The organism is Maricaulis sp. (assembly GCF_048269565.1).
In the GTDB taxonomy this organism is placed as follows: Bacteria; Pseudomonadota; Alphaproteobacteria; order Caulobacterales; family Maricaulaceae; genus Maricaulis.
Genome location: NZ_JBLXIK010000003.1, coordinates 277,078 through 294,156, shown reverse-complemented (window position 1 = coordinate 294,156; position 17,079 = coordinate 277,078). Strand labels below are relative to the sequence as shown.

At 64.6% G+C, this 17,079-nt stretch carries 15 protein-coding genes; 6 read left to right on the top strand and 9 right to left on the bottom strand.

The annotated features are described in order from the left end of the window. Positions 1 to 116: 116 nt before the first annotated feature. Genes ACN0YL_RS08215 through ACN0YL_RS08205 form a run of 3 tightly spaced genes read right to left on the bottom strand, consistent with a single transcriptional unit; the run spans position 117 to position 2,443 of the window. Positions 117 to 776 carry a CoA transferase subunit B gene (locus ACN0YL_RS08215; RefSeq protein WP_417470790.1) on the bottom strand — a complete coding sequence of 220 codons (660 nt, stop codon included), beginning with the start codon at positions 774 to 776 and terminating at the stop codon, positions 117 to 119. Beyond that, the gene (locus ACN0YL_RS08210) at positions 776 to 1,480 is read right to left on the bottom strand and encodes a CoA transferase subunit A (protein WP_417497646.1); all 705 of its coding nucleotides are present in this window, start codon (positions 1,478 to 1,480) and stop codon (positions 776 to 778) included. The genes ACN0YL_RS08215 and ACN0YL_RS08210 overlap by 1 nt, the downstream gene beginning before the upstream one ends. A gap of 60 nt (positions 1,481 to 1,540) precedes the next feature. Next, entirely contained in the window at positions 1,541 to 2,443 is a 903-nt protein-coding gene (locus ACN0YL_RS08205; RefSeq protein WP_417497645.1) for a YihY/virulence factor BrkB family protein, read from the bottom strand. 86 nt (positions 2,444 to 2,529) lie between these two features. On the opposite strand from ACN0YL_RS08205, the gene ACN0YL_RS08200 reads away from it, so the two are divergent. Then, the gene (locus ACN0YL_RS08200; protein ID WP_417497644.1) at positions 2,530 to 3,522 is read left to right on the top strand and encodes a helix-turn-helix transcriptional regulator; all 993 of its coding nucleotides are present in this window, start codon (positions 2,530 to 2,532) and stop codon (positions 3,520 to 3,522) included. 4 nt (positions 3,523 to 3,526) lie between these two features. On the opposite strand, the gene ACN0YL_RS08195 is transcribed toward ACN0YL_RS08200, so the two are convergent. Beyond that, positions 3,527 to 3,778, bottom strand: coding sequence for a hypothetical protein (locus tag ACN0YL_RS08195; RefSeq protein ID WP_417470783.1), 252 nt, complete (start codon positions 3,776 to 3,778; stop codon positions 3,527 to 3,529). On the opposite strand from ACN0YL_RS08195, the gene ACN0YL_RS08190 reads away from it, so the two are divergent. Then, complete coding sequence (locus ACN0YL_RS08190; protein ID WP_417497643.1) at positions 3,777 to 4,016, top strand: hypothetical protein; 240 nt, start codon at positions 3,777 to 3,779, stop codon at positions 4,014 to 4,016. The two genes, ACN0YL_RS08195 and ACN0YL_RS08190, sit on opposite strands and share 2 nt — an antisense overlap. Positions 4,017 to 4,070: 54 nt before the next feature. Here ACN0YL_RS08190 and ACN0YL_RS08185 read toward each other — a convergent pair whose 3' ends face one another. Beyond that, the gene (locus ACN0YL_RS08185; protein WP_417497642.1) at positions 4,071 to 5,165 is read right to left on the bottom strand and encodes a CaiB/BaiF CoA transferase family protein; all 1,095 of its coding nucleotides are present in this window, start codon (positions 5,163 to 5,165) and stop codon (positions 4,071 to 4,073) included. Positions 5,166 to 5,259: 94 nt separating this feature from the next. Between ACN0YL_RS08185 and ACN0YL_RS08180 the strand changes: the two genes are divergently transcribed. Further along, positions 5,260 to 6,576, top strand: coding sequence for a diguanylate cyclase domain-containing protein (locus ACN0YL_RS08180; protein WP_417497641.1), 1,317 nt, complete (start codon positions 5,260 to 5,262; stop codon positions 6,574 to 6,576). On the opposite strand, the gene mfd is transcribed toward ACN0YL_RS08180, so the two are convergent. Together mfd and ACN0YL_RS08170 are read right to left on the bottom strand one after the other, a co-directional pair. Then, positions 6,573 to 10,076, bottom strand: coding sequence for a transcription-repair coupling factor (mfd, locus tag ACN0YL_RS08175; RefSeq protein WP_417497640.1), 3,504 nt, complete (start codon positions 10,074 to 10,076; stop codon positions 6,573 to 6,575). The two genes, ACN0YL_RS08180 and mfd, sit on opposite strands and share 4 nt — an antisense overlap. A gap of 62 nt (positions 10,077 to 10,138) precedes the next feature. Continuing rightward, positions 10,139 to 10,432: a succinate dehydrogenase assembly factor 2 gene (locus ACN0YL_RS08170; RefSeq protein ID WP_417497639.1), complete on the bottom strand. Its 294-nt coding sequence runs from the start codon at positions 10,430 to 10,432 to the stop codon at positions 10,139 to 10,141. A gap of 76 nt (positions 10,433 to 10,508) precedes the next feature. Between ACN0YL_RS08170 and recG the strand changes: the two genes are divergently transcribed. Beyond that, positions 10,509 to 12,593, top strand: coding sequence for an ATP-dependent DNA helicase RecG (recG, locus tag ACN0YL_RS08165; protein ID WP_417497638.1), 2,085 nt, complete (start codon positions 10,509 to 10,511; stop codon positions 12,591 to 12,593). On the opposite strand, the gene ACN0YL_RS08160 is transcribed toward recG, so the two are convergent. Further along, positions 12,590 to 13,264: a DUF502 domain-containing protein gene (locus tag ACN0YL_RS08160; protein WP_417497637.1), complete on the bottom strand. Its 675-nt coding sequence runs from the start codon at positions 13,262 to 13,264 to the stop codon at positions 12,590 to 12,592. The genes recG and ACN0YL_RS08160 overlap by 4 nt on opposite strands. A gap of 149 nt (positions 13,265 to 13,413) precedes the next feature. Here ACN0YL_RS08160 and ACN0YL_RS08155 point away from each other — a divergent pair, with 149 nt between their 5' ends. Then, entirely contained in the window at positions 13,414 to 14,610 is a 1,197-nt protein-coding gene (locus ACN0YL_RS08155; RefSeq protein WP_417497636.1) for a DUF3089 domain-containing protein, read from the top strand. A 6-nt stretch (positions 14,611 to 14,616) separates the two neighbouring features. Here the strand turns inward: ACN0YL_RS08155 and kdsA are convergent, their stop codons facing one another. Beyond that, positions 14,617 to 15,465 carry a 3-deoxy-8-phosphooctulonate synthase gene (gene kdsA, locus ACN0YL_RS08150; RefSeq protein WP_417497635.1) on the bottom strand — a complete coding sequence of 283 codons (849 nt, stop codon included), beginning with the start codon at positions 15,463 to 15,465 and terminating at the stop codon, positions 14,617 to 14,619. A gap of 127 nt (positions 15,466 to 15,592) precedes the next feature. Between kdsA and ACN0YL_RS08145 the strand changes: the two genes are divergently transcribed. Further along, positions 15,593 to 17,062 carry a cryptochrome/photolyase family protein gene (locus tag ACN0YL_RS08145; RefSeq protein WP_417497634.1) on the top strand — a complete coding sequence of 490 codons (1,470 nt, stop codon included), beginning with the start codon at positions 15,593 to 15,595 and terminating at the stop codon, positions 17,060 to 17,062. The last annotated feature ends 17 nt before the right edge of the window (positions 17,063 to 17,079 follow it).

Genomic DNA, 17,079 nt, shown 5'->3' with positions numbered 1-17,079 from the left:
GCGTCTCCCTCGCACCTACCTCATAGCCACTGCATCCGTGCTAAAACGATGTAACAATGATTAAATATTGCTAAGGCGGCTCACAGAAAAGTGAGCCGCCCTGCAAGTCTGCAATATCAGGCCGCTTCGTGCTTGAGCACGTGGTCCGACACCGAATATTTGGCCTCGGTCTGTCCGGCGACCTGCTCCAGCGTTACACCCGGTGCCAGTTCAATCAGCTCCAGCCCGTCCGCTGTCACGTCGAACACGCCGAGGGTGGTGATGATTCGGTCGACACAGGCCTGACCGGTCAGCGGCAGCGAGCAGGCTTTCAGGAGCTTGCTCTCCCCGGCCTTGTTGGCGTGATCCATGATCACCACGACGCGCTTGACGCCGGCCACCAGGTCCATCGCACCGCCCATGCCCTTCACGAGCTTGCCCGGGATCATCCAGTTGGCGATATCACCGTTTTCCGACACTTCCATGGCGCCGAGGATCGACAGATCGATATGGCCGCCGCGGATCATCGCGAAACTGTCAGCGGAGGAGAAATAACTCGTGCGCCGCAGCTCGGTAATGGTCTGCTTGCCGGCATTGATCAGATCGGCATCGACCTCGTCATCATAGGGGAAAGGCCCCATGCCCAGCATGCCATTCTCGGACTGCAGGGTGACGTCGATATTCTCGGGGATGTAATTGGCAACCAGGGTCGGAATACCGATGCCCAGATTGACGTAAAAGCCATCTTCCAGCTCTTGGGCGGCGCGGCGAGCCATTTCATCACGTGTCCAGGCCATTATGCGGTCTCCCTCTGACGAACAGTGCGCTGCTCGATACGCTTCTCGAATTCACCGACGAAGACGCGCTGGACGAAAATGCCCGGCGTGTGGATATGATCGGGATCGAAGGAGCCCAGCTCGACGATTTCCTCGACCTCGGCGATCGTCACCTTGCCGGCCGTGGCCATCATCGGATTGAAATTGCGCGCCGTCTTGCGGAAGATCAGATTGCCCTGCGGGTCGGCTTTCCAGGCTTTCACGATCGAGACATCCGCCGTCAGACCGGTTTCCAGGATATAGCTCTCACCGGCGAATTTGCGCGCTTCCTTGCCCTCGGCGATCAGCGTGCCGACACCGGTCTTGGTGTAGAAGCCGGGAATGCCGGCACCGCCGGCGCGAATGCGCTCGGCCAGCGTGCCTTGCGGATTGAATTCGAGCTCGAGTTCGCCGGACAGGTATTGCCGTTCGAATTCCTTGTTCTCACCCACATAGGAAGAGATCATTTTCTTGATGCGCTTGGCATCGAGCAGCACGCCGAGGCCGAAACCGTCAACGCCGCAATTGTTCGAGATAACCGTCAGATCCTTGACGCCGCTCTCGAGCAGCGCCGCGATGGAGTTTTCCGGAATGCCGCACAGGCCAAACCCGCCGGACATCACTGTCATCCCATCAAAAGCCAGGCCCTCAAGGGCGGTCTTGGCGTCGGGAAATACCTTTTTCATGCGGACCCCAGTCGTAAGTTGATGATCGGTTCATGTTTATATCGCACGTGCAACAAAATACTAGCGGCTTGGCGCCGGCGGAGCATCGGCCGGCCGCCGGGCATCGATTTCGATCGCCAGAGCGCCACCGAAAAACACGGCATAGGCTGACCAGTAAATCCACAACAGGAAAACGACAAGGGCGCCCATCGACCCGTAGATCCCGAAATCGAGCACGCGGCTGACATAGATGGAAAACCCCTTCGACAGGCCCAGCCACAGACCGCACGACACCGCAGCCGCGATCGCGGACGGGCCCCAGGCGATGGCGTATTCACGCCGCCGCATCGTCATGTGGTAGAGCAGCGTCAGGGCCGCGAACATGGTGAAACCGGTCGCCGACCATTCATTGATCACCGAGCGGATATCCAGCGGCTCCAGGCCGAGCGCCTCGAATAATTGCCGCATGAAGACCGGGATCACCAGCACGGCGAGGTTGGCCGCCGTAATCAGCGCCCCGCCGATCAGCAGCGAGGTGATGGCGAGAAAATTGAAGTGGATGACATTGCGGATGTCACGGTCCTCGGCGAGGTGATTGAGGCCGGCGATCAACGCCTTGGCACCGCGCGCGGCCGCAAACAGGGCGATGACCAGGGCGATACCGCCATTGACCGACAGGGCCGTGATCGGGGTTTCGGTGATGCGCCCGATCTGACCCATCACGAAGGCCTGGGCGCCTTCGGGGATGATTTCCGCAAAGCGCGCGATCTGGGCTTCCGCATCGGCCGTCGAAAAGGCGAGACCGTAGATCGAGATGCCCAGCGCGATCGTCGGGAACAGCGCCAGCATGCCGAAGAAGGACACGCCGCCGGCAAACAGCATCACATCGCGCGCCATGGAGCGGCTGATCGCCGCGATAATGATCTCCAGCCAGGGCGGGAGATCAAACTCGATCTTCAACAAGCGCTTGATTGATTTCAGCATGGTGGCAGGAATGGGTCCGGACGAAAGGTTGCGACGCCTAATACGCCAAGATAGCGTTTTGCGCACCCTTGGTGTGAGGAGAGCCCATGTCATTCGCCAAAGCCGTTGATCTCTTGCGCCTGGCACGCATGGCCAGCGGCCATGTCGGCATCACGCTGAGCGATATCGAAAGCGAGTTCGGTGTCGTGCGCCGCACGGCCCAGCGCATGACCGATGCCCTGACCCAGTCCTTTCCCGATACCGAGGACTATATCGATGCCGACGGTCGCAAGCGCTGGCGCGTACCGCGGCGGCGTGTGGCCGAGTTCTTCGCCCCGCGCCCCGATGAGGTCGCGACCCTGGAGCTGGCCTGCAACATGCTCGAACACCAAGGTCTGCCAGGCGAGGCCGGCCGGCTGCGCTCCCTGCGCGAGACCATCAAGATCCTGACGCCGGACAACAAGCATGCCCGGCTGGAAGCCGACGAGGAAGCGCTGCTGGAAGCGATGGGGCATGCCGCCCGCCCCGGCCCGCGCCCGGCCAGCGACCCGGCGGTCGACACCGCGATCGCCGAAGCGCTCAAGGGCCCTTTCGCCCTCGATATCCTCTATCGCGGCCGCCAGGACGCCACAGCCTCGCTGCGCCGGGTCGAGCCCTATGGATTGCTGCTGGGGGCGCGGCGCTATCTTGTCGCCCGCGATCCGTCCAAGCCCGATGGCCATCTGCGCCATTATCGCGTCGAGGATATCGAACAGGCCTCGGTCACCGATGACTGGTTCGCCCGCGACGAGGCCTTCGATCTGGAGGCCTATGCCAGGCGGGCCTTTGGCGTGTTCCAGACCGAAGCGGAGTTCGGCGAGGTTATCTGGAAATTCACGCCGCGTGCCGCCCCGCACGCCGCGCGCTTTCGCTTCCACCCCGACCAGACCAGCGAAGTTGAAGCCGATGGTTCACTGATCGTGCGGTTTTCCGCCTGCGGTTATCTGGAAATGTGCTGGCATCTCTATGCCTGGGGTGACCAGGTCGAGGTGCTGGCCCCGCCTGCCCTCGCCGCCATGGTCGCCGGCCACCGGCGCGACGACTTCCCCGGCTTTCCCTGATCGCTCAGCGCACCGCAATCCGCACGGAATCGGCTGGCAGCCAGGAGGGCATCGAATGCCCGTCCGAGGCACTCATCGCCAAGCGGTAGCCCTTGTGCAGATAGCGGCAGACCGAGCGCAGGTCTTCCACGTGCAGACAGCTGATATCATCGCCGGGCTGTTGCATGCGGAAATAGCCGTCGCGAAAACGGTGCGGGGCCATTGAGCGCAGGGCGCCGCCGGCACCTTCGACATAGGCATTGATTGCGATTGCCATGATTGATCTCCATCCGATTGGCTCGTTGGACATCATCATCGGCGCGCGGGGCGACAAAAACGGTCACCGGCAAATCCGGCGACTGTTTTTGCGCAATCGGCCGCAGCAAAAAGTGAAACGCCGGTCGTTGGGGGCGACCGGCGTTTCGGGGTATTCGTATCACTACGAAGAGAAGCGGACGAGCGAGGGACAAGGGTGTCCGCTGATCTCGAGGATGAAGATGACATTCGGGCGCTGAACCGCGCATGAACGCTTTCAGTCATCTTTGTGGTGGATGAAAACTCATACGTATTTAGGGTGTTACCGACCAGTCGGCGAGAATGGCCTCGCGATCTGCGCCTGGCTTTGGTGCCGGTCCCTGCACCGCGCCGGGCGTGCGCGAGAAGCGTGGTGCCGGCGCCGCTTGGTGCACGCCCTCGATCTCGATGAACACCTCGCGCTGCGCCATGTGGGGATGGCTGCGCGCTTCCTCGTAATTCAGCACCGGCGCAAAACAGACATCACTGCCTTCCAGCATCGCGCACCATTCATCCCGGGTTTTGCGGAGGAAAACCTCGGCCAGCCTCGCCCTCGCCGCGGGCCAGTCCCCGGGCGTCCAGCTGGCCGGCATGGTGCCGGGATCAATCTCCAGCTTTTCCAGCAACAGCGCATAGAATTGCGGCTCCAACGGCCCGATCGAGACATGCCCGCCATCGGCGCAGCGATAGACGCCGTAGAAATGCGCGCCGCCATCGAGCACATTCTCGCCGCGCTGTGTGTTCCACAGGCCCATTGCGGCGAGCTGGTGCTGCGAAGCCATCAGCGAGCTGGCGCCGTCGACGATCGCGGCATCGACAACCTGGCCCTCGCCGGTGGCGCGAGCATGCAGCAGTCCCGCCAGGACACCGAAGGCGAGATACATCGCCCCGCCGCCGAAATCGCCCACCAGATTGAGCGGTGGCACCGGCGTTTCCGGCGTGCCGATGGCGCCGAGGGCGCCGGTCAGGGAGATGTAGTTGATATCATGGCCGGCGGCCTGGGCCAGCGGGCCGGTCTGGCCCCAACCGGTCATGCGGCCATAGACCAGGGCCGGATTGAGCGCGAGCGCCGCCTCGGGGCCAAGCCCGAGCCGCTCCATCACACCGGGCCGGAAACCCTCGAGCAGGATCTCCGCCTTGCCGATCAGATCGCGGCAGATGGCGAGATCACCGGCATCCTTCATATTGAGCGATATCGAGCGGCGCCCGCGCGCCAGAACCTCGGCGGCACCGCCGCCATGGGCGCCCGGCCGGTCGATGCGGACGACATCAGCCCCCATATCGGCCAGCATCATGGCACAGAATGGCGCCGGGCCGAGCCCGACAAATTCCAGTACTTTAACCCCTTTTAGAGGTCCTTGCGCTTTCATGGCGACTTCCTTGCGAATCGTTGGTTTTGAAATCGTGACACTTGTGACAAACTCGAGAAACACCAAATCATCGGTGTCTGCGGCAGGGGGACGCATGGGACGCGAACTGAACGTCCTGTTATTCGGGGCACCCGATCGTGTGGACGGTCTGGGCCGTCAGCTCGAATCCTTCGCCCTGAGCGCCCGTCCCATCCGCGCGGACTCGCCTCCGGCCCGCAATCCGCGCCAATGGGCCTGCAGCATCATCCTCGCCGAATGCGACCGGGACGTCGAAGCCGGCCTTGAGGCCATCGCGCGCTTCGCGCCGGGCCGGGGTCCGGTGATCGTGGTGCATCCCGAGGCCCTGTCGGCCCATGATGGCGTCGATTCCTGGATCCGCGAACCCACCCTGCCCGTCCAGATCGCGGCCCGCGTGCGCGCGCTCTCGCGGCTGCATGCGATGGAAGAGGTCGCCAAGCGCCGCACCGCCGTCACCGCCCTTTATGGCGATCGCGGCCGCCATCTCGATACCGTCGATCCTGCGCCCTGCGTGCTCTATGTCGGCGACGCCTCGCCGCGTTTCATGGCGCTGCAGCACAGTCTCAAGAGCGCCGATGCCGAAGTGATCGGCGCCTTTTCCTCCTATTCCGCTTTCGACTATCTGCACGAGCGCCCGTTTGACGCCGTCGTGCTCAATGCGGCCGGCAAGCGTGATATCGCTTTCACGATTTCCTCGGCCATGCGCCGCAATGCCCGGCTCTACCACACGCCGGTGCTGTTGATGGGCGGCGATGATGACGCCGCCAGCGCTGAAGAAGCCTATGCGCGCGGGGTGTCCGACATTATTTCCCCACGCACCAGCGATGAGGAAATGCGCGACCGCATTCTTGCCCTCGCGGCCGAACGCCGGCGCCGCCGCCGCGCCAAGGCGGCGCTGGAGGCCTGCCGCGAACCGCGCACGCTCGACATCGAGACCGGCCTGTTCCACGCCGCTTTCATCACCTCGCACTTGCAGGACCTGATCCAGGCCGCGGCGCGTGACGAGATCTCGCTTTCGGTTCTGGCGCTCAAGGTCGTCTCGCCATTGGCCGATGATGCTGCGGACTCGCCCGCGACGGAAAAGGCGAAGCGGCAATTCGCTGCCATGCTGCGCCACTTGTTGCGCACCGAGGATGCCGCCGCCCGGATCGGGCCCGACACCTTCCTCGCCATCCTGCCCTTCACCGACACCGTCGGTATTGATTGCGTCGCGGCACGGGTCGCAGCGATCGCTGACTGCACGGCGTTTGAAAGCGAAGATCCGCTGCAACCCTTCCGTCTGGGTGTATTGTCGGCCGCCGTCGAGGTCCGGCCCGATGAAACCGCCGAGGCGCTGATCGAACGCGCGGTGGAGAAACTGCGCCGCAACGACCCCGTGGCCGCGATCGGCTAGGCCGGTGACGCGGCCCGGTTTGCGGCCCTGACAGCGATATCCGCCAGTGGCGCCAGCGCCCGCTCGATGGCGCGCAGCCGGTCATCCGGTGCGTCCCATTCGGCACGCAGCACCAGCTTGTGATCGGGGCGCACCTTGAACAGGCCCTGGTTCTTGGAGATGTGCTCGACCAGGCTGACCGGATCGGCAAAGCTGTCGCCGCGGAAATGGATCACCGCCCCCTTCGGCCCGGCATCGACTTTTTCGACCCCGGCGCGCTTGCACAACGTCTTGACCGCGACCACCCGCAGCAGGGTCTCGACCTCTGACGGCAAGGGCCCGAAACGGTCGATCAATTCGGCGGCAAAACTCTCGCGGTCGGTCTTGTTGTCGAGCGAGGACAGGCGGCGATAGAGCTGCAGCCGGACATCTAGGTCAGAGACGTAATAGTCCGGGATCAGCACGGCGCCGCCGGCATTGATCTGCGGCGTCCATTCGCCGTCATCCTGCTCCTCGCCGCCTTCACGCAAGGAGGCAACCGCCTCCTCGAGCATGGACTGGTAAAGCTCGACGCCAACATCCTTGATATGGCCGGACTGTTCCTCGCCGAGCATATTGCCGCCGCCACGCAGGTCGAGATCATGCGAGGCCAGGGTGAAGCCGGCACCGAGCGCGTCGAGCGAGTGCAGGACTTTGAGCCGTTTCTCGGCCCCTTCAGACAGCTTCTGCCGCGCCGGCGTCGTCATATAGGCATAGGCGCGGGTCTTGGAGCGTCCGACGCGGCCGCGCAGCTGGTAGAGCTGGGACAGGCCGAAGCGGTCGGCGCGGTGAATGATCAGCGTATTGGCGGTCGGGATATCGATGCCCGACTCGATGATCGTCGTCGACAGCAGGACGTCATACTGGCCCTCATAGAAGGCGGTCATGATGTCTTCCAGCTGCGTCGCCGCCATCTGTCCGTGCGCCGCGACGAAGGAGACCTCGGGCACGGATTCGCGCAGGAAGGTGACAATTTCCTCCAGATCGCTGATCCGCGGCACCACGAAAAAGGCCTGCCCGCCGCGATATTTCTCGCGCAGCAGCGCCTCGCGGATCGTCACCGTGTCAAACGGTGCGATATAGGTACGCACGGCGAGCCGGTCGACCGGCGGTGTGGCGATGATGGAGAGGTCGCGGATACCGGTCAGCGCCAGCTGCAGCGTGCGCGGGATCGGCGTGGCCGTGAGGGTCAGGACGTGCACATCGGCGCGCAATTCCTTGAGCCTTTCCTTGTGCTTGACCCCGAAATGCTGCTCCTCGTCGACAATCAGCAGACCGAGATCGGCAAATTTGACGGTCTTGGCCAGCAGCGCATGCGTGCCGACGACGATCTCGACCTGGCCGTCGCGCAGCTCGTCCTTGGTCGCATTGGCCTGTTTGGCGCCGACCAGACGCGATAATTGCCGCACCTTGACCGGCCAGCCCCGGAAACGGTCGACGAAGGTTTTGAAATGCTGTCGCACCAGCAGCGTCGTCGGCGCCACCACCGCGACTTGGCGTCCGCTCATCGCAACGACGAAGGCCGCGCGCAGCGCCACCTCGGTCTTGCCGAAACCGACATCACCACAGATCAACCGGTCCATCGGACGCCCGCGGGCCAGATCGCCGAGCACATCCTCGACCGCATTGAGCTGGTCATCGGTCTCGGCGAACGGGAAGGCCGTACAGAATTCGTCCCAGGGGCCGTGTTCCGGCACGATCGGGTCGGCGGTGCGCGCCAGGCGTTTGGCGGCGATCTTGATCAGCGCATCGGCCATGTCGCGCAGGCGTTTCTTGGCCTTGGCCTTGCGCGCCTGCCAGGCAACCCCGCCGAGCTTGTCGAGCTGGGCCGTATCGCTGTCGGCGCCATAGCGCGACAGCAATTCGATATTCTCGACCGGCAGATACAGCTTGGCGGCGCCGGAATATTCCAGTTCGAGGCAATCATGCGGCGCGTCCTGCACCGGCAGGGTCTTCAGGCCGATGAAACGGCCCAGCCCGTGATCGGCATGGATCACCAGATCGCCCGGCGACAAGGCCCCGGCCTCGACAATGATGTCGGAGGATTTGCGCCGGCGCCTTGGCCGCGCCAGCCGGTCGCCGAGAATGTCCTGTTCGGAGAGAATGGCGATGGTCTCGGTCTCGAAACCGCGCTCAACCGGCAGGATCGCCCGCAACACCGCCTTGGTCGGTGCCTTGGCGACCTCGTCCCAATGCTCCACGGCGATGATCTTGCCGACACCGTGATCGCCCAGCACCGAGGCCAGACGCTCCGAGGCGCCAGCGCTCCAGGAAGCCAGCACGACGCGCTTGCCGGCGCTGACCAGTGCCTGCACATGGCGGGCTGCGGCATCGAACACATTGGTGTTTTCCGCGGCGCGCTCAGCGGCGAAGATCCGGCCCTGCTTGCCCCCAACATCAATGGTTTGCGGCCCGGCCTCGCTGAAGGCCGTGAAGCGGCGCACGGTGAGCCCCGCCAGGGTCTTCGCCCATTCAGCCTTGGCGAAATAGAGCTGGGTCGGCGGCAGGGCGCGATAGGTCGGTGCCGACAGGCTCGATTGATGCGCCGACTGGCTCGCTTCCTGGCGCGCCTCGTAATAATCGGTGATCTGCTTGTTACGCTCGGCAAAGGCATCATCGGCGAGGTGATCGATCGCGATCAGGGCCGTGGCGGGCAGATAGTCGAACGGCGTCGCCAGCGTGTCGTGAAACAGCGGCAGCCAGTGCTCGACCCCGGCCGGCCGGGCGCCTGCACTGACAGCTTCATAGATCGGATCGCCGCCCTTGGCCGCCCCGAACCGGCTGACGAAGGCGGTGCGGAAATGCGAGATGCTGGCGTCGTCGAGCAGGACCTCACTGACCGGATTGAATTCGATCGCCGTCAATTGGCGCAGGGAACGCTGGGTTTCCGGGTCGAAGGAGCGGATTGATTCCAGCGTATCGCCAAAGAAATCCAGCCTTACCGGTTCCGGGGCACCGGGCGGATAGACATCGATCACCCCGCCGCGCACGGCATAATCGCCCGGCTCCATCACTGTGGCCGCACGGGCATAGCCGTTGATGGTGAAGTGCTGCTTGAGCACCTCGACATCAACACGATTGCCCGGCCGCGCGATGATCCCGGCCAGCGCCAGCACATCCTTGGGCGGACAGCGCTGGGCCATGGCATTGACCGTCGTGACGATCAGGCAGGTGTCCGGCAGATCGCCCGAAGCGAGCCGCGCCAGGGTGGCCGCCCGCCGCGCCGCGACGCGCGGTGATGGCGAGATGCGGTCATAGGGCTGACAGTCCCAGGCCGGCAGGCGCAGGATTTCCAGGCCCGGAGCGAAAAAGCCCAGTTCCGAAACAAAGGCCGCGGCGCGGCTGTCATCGCGCGCAATGAAGACATTGACGCCGCCGCGCAGGCGCGCCGTGTCGGCAAAGACCAGCGCGTCGAGGCCTTCGGGGGCGCCACAAACGGTGGCGCTACCCTGGACGCGGGCAATCATCTCGGTTTCGGACATCTCGCCAGTCTCTGGTTCAGGAGGGCTTCGGTTGGGCAGGCTTGCGGTTCAGAGGGCGCGTATCAGGTCTTGGGGCCGTCGCCAAAGGCGGCGTCGCGATCGACACGGAAGGTCTTGAGGTTATCCATGACGGGGGTGTCGAACTCGGACGGAGTCGGCGCGGTGCCGATCACCCAGCTGTAGATGTCGGCATCAAGCTGATCGAGCAGACGATCAAAATCAGCGATATCGGTCTCCGACATCGCTTCCAGCATCTGGTCGGCATAACGCCCGAGGATGAGGTCGGCTTCCTTGAAGCCGCGCCGCCAGGCCCGGATGCGCAGTTTCTTGCGGCGATTCTCGAGTGTTTCGGTCATGGTGGCGGATATAGTCGGTGAATGAGGCCGCGTCGACCAGTGGCAGATGCAGAACTTGGCGCTAGAGTGCAGAACCATGCGACCCGAAATCCTCTTCCCCCTCTTCCAGGACGTCATCGTCCTGCCCGGAATCGGCCCGAGACTGGCGGCGCTGCTGGCAAAAGCGGCGGGGCCGCGCGTCAAGGACGTCCTGTTCCAGCTCCCGACCGGGCTGGTCGACCGCAGCCAGACCACCACGATCGCCGAGGCGCCGGATGGCGAGATCATCACGCTGACCGCCAAGGTCGAGGAACACATCCCCAGCTCGCGCCAGGGCAAGCCCTACAAGGTGCGCCTGTATGACGGCACGGCCTTCATGCATCTGGTCTATTTCCATTCCCGCCGGGAATATCTCGAGAAAATCCTCCCCGTCGGCGAGACACGCATCGTCTCCGGGCGCGCCGAACGCTTCGGGGCCGAGATCCAGATGGTGCATCCCGATCTGGTGATGAGCGAGGACGAGGCCGCCGAAACCGCCCTGCTCGAGCCGGTCTATCCCTTGACCGCCGGGCTGACGGCCAAGGTGATGCGCAAATCCGCCACCGGCGCGCTGAGCCTGCTGCCGGTGCTGCCGGAATGGCAGGATGAAACCCTTTGCGATGAGCACGCCTGGCCCGATTTCAAGACCGCGATGATGGCGGCACATCACCCGCAAACCGCCGCCGATCTGGAGCCCCTGCATCCAGCGCGCCAACGCCTCGCCTTTGACGAGTTGCTGGCGCATCAGATGGCGCTGCAGCTGGCCCGTGCCCGGCGCAAGGCGCTGCCGGGACGCAGCCTGGGTGGCGACGGGAGCAAGGTCGAGGCGGTGCTTGGCCATGCCCCGTTCAAACCGACCGGCGCCCAGAACCGGGCCTTTGCCGAAATCCGCGCCGATATGCTCGAACCGGTGCGCATGACACGCATGCTGCATGGCGATGTCGGCGCCGGCAAAACCTTCGTCGCCGCCCTCGCCGCAGCCCAGGCTGCCGAGTCGGGCTGTCAGACCGCGATCATGGCGCCAACGGAAATCCTCGCCCGCCAGCACGCCAAGACCCTGGCTGACCTGCTCGAGCCCGCCGGCCTGCGCGTCGCCATTCTCACCGGGCGCGACAAGGGCAAGGCGCGCGCGGAAATCCTCGAGCAGATGCGCACCGGCGCGGTCGATGTCGTCTGCGGCACCCATGCCCTGTTCCAGGACGGGGTCGAGTTTGCCGACCTCGCCCTGGTCGTGATCGATGAGCAGCACCGCTTCGGTGTCTCCGACCGCATGCGCCTGACCGCCAAGGGCCACCGCCCCGACACGCTGGTGATGACCGCCACTCCGATCCCGCGCACGCTGGCGCTGGCGGTGCATGGTGATCTCGATGTCTCGCGGCTCGATGAAAAACCGGCCGGCCGCATCCCGCCCGACACGCGCCTGGTGCCGATGGAGCGGCTTGATGACGTCGTCGAAGGCGTGCGCCGCGCCATCGCCAGGGGCGACCGGGTCTATTGGGTCTGCCCGCTGGTGGAGGAATCGGAGGTTTCCGAACTCTCCGCCGCCGAGGATCGCTGGCGGCATTTGCGCGCCGCGCTGGGCGATGAGCGCGTCGGCCTGATCCACGGGCGCATGAAGGCGGCCGAGAAGGAAGGCGTCGCCCTCGCCTTCCGCGAAGGCCAGATGGACGTGCTCGTCGCCACCACCGTGATCGAGGTCGGCGTCGATGCGCCGGACGCCACGGTGATGATCATCGAACACGCCGAACGTTTCGGCCTGGCGCAATTGCACCAGTTGCGCGGCCGCGTCGGTCGCGGTGAGAAGCCGTCCTCCTGCCTGCTTCTCTACAAGGGCCCGATCGGCGAGACCGCCAAGGCGCGACTGGAAATGATGCGCGAGACCGATGACGGCTTTGTCATCGCCGAGGAGGACTGGCGTCTGCGTGGCGCCGGTGATCCGCTCGGCCTGCGCCAGAGCGGCCTGCCCGATTTCGCCCTCGTGAGCATGGAGGCCCATGGCGACCTCATCGCCCTGGCCAATGACACCGCCAGACTGGCCGTCCACCGCGATGCCGAACTGACGACACCGCGCGGCGAGGCCTTGCGGATACTGCTCTATCTGTTCGAACAGGATCGCGGCATCCGGCTTTTGAAGTCTGGCTAACCTGCGACGCCGCCACTATTGCCGACATCCGGCGGCAGCTTGTCGCGGACGGTCTTCGGGAGCTTGTCTGCCGTGACCATGCCGAAGGAAATGATCAGCTTGGCCGCTTCTTCCACCGTCATGTCGACATGGATGGTGTTGGCGCGCGGCGTGTAGAGCAAAAAGCCCGAGGTCGGATTCGGCGTCGTCGGTACAAACAGGCCGACCACATCATCGCCGATCACCTCCTGCAGCGCCCCGCGCCCCTCCGCCGAGACGAAGGCGACGACATAAAGCCCTTTCATCGGGTACTCGATCAGCACCACTTCCTTGAAGGAGTTGGCCTTGCCGGAAAACACCGTCTCGACGATCTGTTTCAGGGCGCCATAGACATGGCGTACCAGCGGCACACCATCGACCAGACGTTCGCCCATCGAGATCAGGGTGCGCCCGAACAGATTGGCCGCCAGCGCCCCGACGACGGTCAGCAGCACCACCGCAATCACCACGCCAAGGCCGGGAATGGTGAAATCGCCCGGCAGATAGCTTTCGGGATTGTAGCGCGCCGGAATCAGCGGCTTGACGACATTGTCGACAAATCCGACGAAACTGATGATGAGAAAGAGGGTGACGCCCAGCGGGGTCGCGATGGCGATCCCGGTCAGAAAACTGTTGCGAAGCCATCGAAACATGCCGGTTCAGCACCCAATCTGCGCGGTCCGCGCTCCCGGTCAGCCCCCTGCCCAGTGCGGTCACAATACGTGAAGCCATCGACCGCGCCAAGCGGTTGCACAGCTGCGGCGGGCCGGGGATGATAGGGCCAAATTCCAGGGGAGTGATTGTGAGTCCGACCGTAATTGCCCGGCATGTCTTCCTGTTCGCCTGCCTCGCGTTTGCCGCCTTGCTGATCCTGGCCGGCTGGGTGTTGCGAGACCAGGTCTACCGCACCTTCCAGGATCCCGGCGTCCCCTTCCAGACCTATACCCCGCCGCCCGGCGCCGACTATGGCGACGAGGCCGGCTGGTATGTGCGCGAGGCGTTCAGCGATGAGGACGAACCGGCGGTCTTCTTCGTGCACCCGACGACGTATTCCGGCGGCGCCAACTGGAATGGCCAGCTCGACAAACCCCGCTCCGTTGAAATGGTCAGGTCGGTCGTCCTGCCCAATTACGCCGCTCCCTTTGCCAATTCCGGAGCCCTGTTCGCGCCGCGTTACCGCCAGGCCTCCCTCTACGCCTTCATGAATAATCGCGAGGACAGCGTGCGCGCACGCCTGTTCGCCTATGCCGATATCCAGCGCGCCTTCGACGCCTTCATCCAACAGATCGGCGAGACCCGGCCCATCATCCTGGCCGGTTATGGCCAGGGTGGGTTGGACGTGCTCGGCCTGCTGATCGATCGCGTTTCGGCAGATGAAGAGCTGACAGCGCGGCTCGTCGCCGCCTATGTGATCGAATCGCCGGTCCCGCTCGACCTGTTCACCGGCCCGCTGCAATCGCTGCCGCCCTGCACGACACCGGAAGCCGTGCGCTGTGTCTATGGCTTTTCCTCGGCGATGGCGTCGGAAGAAGGCCGCCTGCACATCCTGACCGAACGCGCGATGAGCTGGACGCCGGATGGCGGGCTGGATTTCGTCGACGGCCGGGGCCTGCTTTGCGTCAATCCGCTGCTATCGGCCGTGAGCAATGATTACGCCTCGGCACGTCAGCATCGCGGCGGCGTCGCAGCAGAGGGACTTGGCGCCGACGTTGTTCCCGCACCGATCCCGGCCCAGACCGGCGCGCAATGCGCCGATGGTGTCCTGTTCTTTGAGCAGCCGCGCTCACGCGCCCTGCACCGGCCGCGCCGCCTGGTCGAGGATTACCGGCTGCCGCCCTTCAACCTGTTCTACGAGGATATCCGTTTCGACGTCACGCGGCGCAGTTTCAACCTCGCCGCCATACTGCAGGACGAACGCCAATGGGCGCCGCCGCTCGATGCGCCGGAAGCCATCGAGGACGCGCCGGTGATCGCGATCCCCGACGGGCGGCGCTATTAAAGCGCCCTAGAGCCGCTTGGCGATGGCGTCGAATTCGAGCAGGGTTTTCAGCAGGCCTTCAAACTCATGCAGCGGCACCATGTTCGGGCCGTCCGATGGTGCGTTGTCCGGATCGGGGTGGGTTTCCATGAAGACGGCGGCAACGCCAACGGCCACGGCCGCCCGCGCCAGGGTCGGCACGAATTCGCGCTGACCGCCCGACGTGGTGCCCTGCCCGCCGGGTTGTTGCACCGAATGGGTGGCGTCAAACACGACCGGCGCGCCGAAGCCCGCCATGATCGGCAGCGAGCGCATATCGCTGACCAGCGTGTTGTAGCCAAAGCTGACGCCGCGCTCACAGGCCATGACATTGGGATTGCCGGCATCGGTGATTTTCGCCAGCACATTCTTCATGTCCCAGGGCGCCAGGAACTGGCCCTTCTTCACATTGATCACCTTGCCGGTCTGGGCAGCCGCAATCAGCAGATCGGTCTGGCGGCACAGGAAGGCCGGGATCTGCAGCACATCGACGGCCTGGGCCGCGATCGCCGCATGTTCGGCGGTATGGATATCGGTCAGGACCGGCAGACCCAGGCGATCGCGGATCTCGGCGAAGACCGGCAGCGAAGCCTCGAGCCCCATGCCACGTTGGCTGGAGAGGCTGGTGCGGTTGGCCTTGTCGAAGGAGGTCTTGAAGATCAGGCCGATATCAAGCCGGTCGGAAATGGCGCGCAATTCGGAGGCAACCTCCAGCCCGTGCTCACGGCTTTCCAGCTGACAGGGTCCGGCAATGATGGTCAGCTTGCGGGCATTGCCGATCTCGATCGGATCGCGACCGGGACGGGCAAGGGAGATGACGGCATTGGGCTGGCTCACGAAGGAATCCTCTTGAAATATGCCAACGGTCCGGCAGCGGCCGCTGTCAGGGCTGGGGCGTGCGACTGATCCATTATCTGGTGTGCGACGTATCCCGTTCAACCCGTTATCTGTCTACAGGGCTTTCATGGCAACCATTTCCGCCACCGGCGCCGCGCTCGTCTGGTTCCGCCGCGACCTGCGCCTGAGCGACAACCCGGCACTGAGCGCCGCGCTGCGCACCGGCCGGCCATTGATCCTGGTGTTCATCGACCAGCGCGACCGCGCGCTCGGCAGCGCGCCGGGCGAAGCGGCAGACTGGTGGCTGCAGGCCTCGCTGACCAGTCTGGAGCATGACATCGCCGCGCTTGGCAGCCGGTTGACCGTGCTGCGCGGTGACCCGGCAGACCTCGTCCCGGCGCTGGCGCGGGATCATGGCGTGGCGCAGGTATTCTGGAACCGGTCCTGCGAACCGGTCATCGACGCGCGCGACCGCAAGCTCGCCACGACGCTGCAAAATGCCGGCGTCGAGCCGCACGCCTTTGCCGGCACCACACTCATCGACCCGGCCAGCCTGCTCACCGGATCCGGCACGCCCTACAAGGTGTTCAGCGCATTCTGGCGCGCGGCCCTGCGCCAGCTGGAACCGAAGGCTGCCCTGCCCCGACCGCAGCATTTGCCACCGGGCCCGCCGGTGCCGGGCGCGATGCCGCTCGCCGGACTTGGGCTGGATCCGGCTGATCCCGACTGGGCTGCCGGTTTTCGCACCGGCTGGAAACCGGGCGAGGCGGGCGCGGCCGAACGCCTGGAGAGCTTTCTCGACTCGGCCCTGGCGGACTATCCCGAGGGCCGCGACCGGCCCGACCGGACGGGCACATCGAGGCTTTCGCCACATCTGGGCTTCGGTGAGATTTCGCCGCGCCAGGTCTGGCATGCGGTGCAGCAGCGTCTCGCGGATGGTGCGAGCTATCAGCCTGCCGAGAAATTCCTCGCGGAGATCGGCTGGCGTGAATTTGCCTATTACCTGCTGCATCATTTCGACGATCTCAGGACCACCAATTTCAATGCCAGCTTCGACGCTTTCCCCTGGCGCAAGGATGCGGACGCTTTCAAGGCCTGGACTCGCGGTCAGACCGGTATCCCGCTGGTTGATGCCGGCATGCGACAGCTCTGGACGACCGGCTGGATGCATAATCGGGTCCGCATGGTCTGCGCCTCGTTTCTGGTCAAGCATTTGAGGGCTGACTGGCGCGAGGGTATGGCCTGGTTCGAACACACGCTGGTCGATGCCGACCGCGCCGTGAATGCGGCCAGCTGGCAATGGGTTGCCGGCTCCGGCGCTGATGCGGCCCCCTATTTCCGGATTTTCAATCCGGTGCGCCAGGGCGAACGCTTCGACCCCGAGGGCGATTATGTGAAGCAATGGGTGCCGGAACTGGCCGGCCTGCCGAAGCGCTGGATCCATGCGCCCTGGAGCGCCCCGGTCCCGGTTCGCCAGGCCGCAGCGGTGACCCTGGGCAGAACCTACCCGCACCCGCTGTGTAATCTCGCCACCGGCCGTGACGCCGCCCTGGCAGCCTATCGCAGCCTCAAGCGCGCGCCGCACGCGGCGATTTGAGCCTCCGTACAAGGACA

What these genes read in the sequence shown, in the direction of transcription:
- ACN0YL_RS08215 (WP_417470790.1), bottom strand. Translation starts at nt 776, where the DNA reads ATGGCCTGGACACGTGATGAAATGGCTCGCCGCGCCGCCCAAGAGCTG.
- ACN0YL_RS08210 (WP_417497646.1), bottom strand. Translation starts at nt 1,480, where the DNA reads ATGAAAAAGGTATTTCCCGACGCCAAGACCGCCCTTGAGGGCCTGGCT.
- ACN0YL_RS08205 (WP_417497645.1), bottom strand. Translation starts at nt 2,443, where the DNA reads ATGCTGAAATCAATCAAGCGCTTGTTGAAGATCGAGTTTGATCTCCCG.
- ACN0YL_RS08200 (WP_417497644.1), top strand. Translation starts at nt 2,530, where the DNA reads ATGTCATTCGCCAAAGCCGTTGATCTCTTGCGCCTGGCACGCATGGCC.
- ACN0YL_RS08190 (WP_417497643.1), top strand. Translation starts at nt 3,777, where the DNA reads ATGATTGATCTCCATCCGATTGGCTCGTTGGACATCATCATCGGCGCG.
- ACN0YL_RS08195 (WP_417470783.1), bottom strand. Translation starts at nt 3,778, where the DNA reads ATGGCAATCGCAATCAATGCCTATGTCGAAGGTGCCGGCGGCGCCCTG.
- ACN0YL_RS08185 (WP_417497642.1), bottom strand. Translation starts at nt 5,165, where the DNA reads ATGAAAGCGCAAGGACCTCTAAAAGGGGTTAAAGTACTGGAATTTGTC.
- ACN0YL_RS08180 (WP_417497641.1), top strand. Translation starts at nt 5,260, where the DNA reads ATGGGACGCGAACTGAACGTCCTGTTATTCGGGGCACCCGATCGTGTG.
- mfd (WP_417497640.1), bottom strand. Translation starts at nt 10,076, where the DNA reads ATGTCCGAAACCGAGATGATTGCCCGCGTCCAGGGTAGCGCCACCGTT.
- ACN0YL_RS08170 (WP_417497639.1), bottom strand. Translation starts at nt 10,432, where the DNA reads ATGACCGAAACACTCGAGAATCGCCGCAAGAAACTGCGCATCCGGGCC.
- recG (WP_417497638.1), top strand. Translation starts at nt 10,509, where the DNA reads ATGCGACCCGAAATCCTCTTCCCCCTCTTCCAGGACGTCATCGTCCTG.
- ACN0YL_RS08160 (WP_417497637.1), bottom strand. Translation starts at nt 13,264, where the DNA reads ATGTTTCGATGGCTTCGCAACAGTTTTCTGACCGGGATCGCCATCGCG.
- ACN0YL_RS08145 (WP_417497634.1), top strand. Translation starts at nt 15,593, where the DNA reads ATGGCAACCATTTCCGCCACCGGCGCCGCGCTCGTCTGGTTCCGCCGC.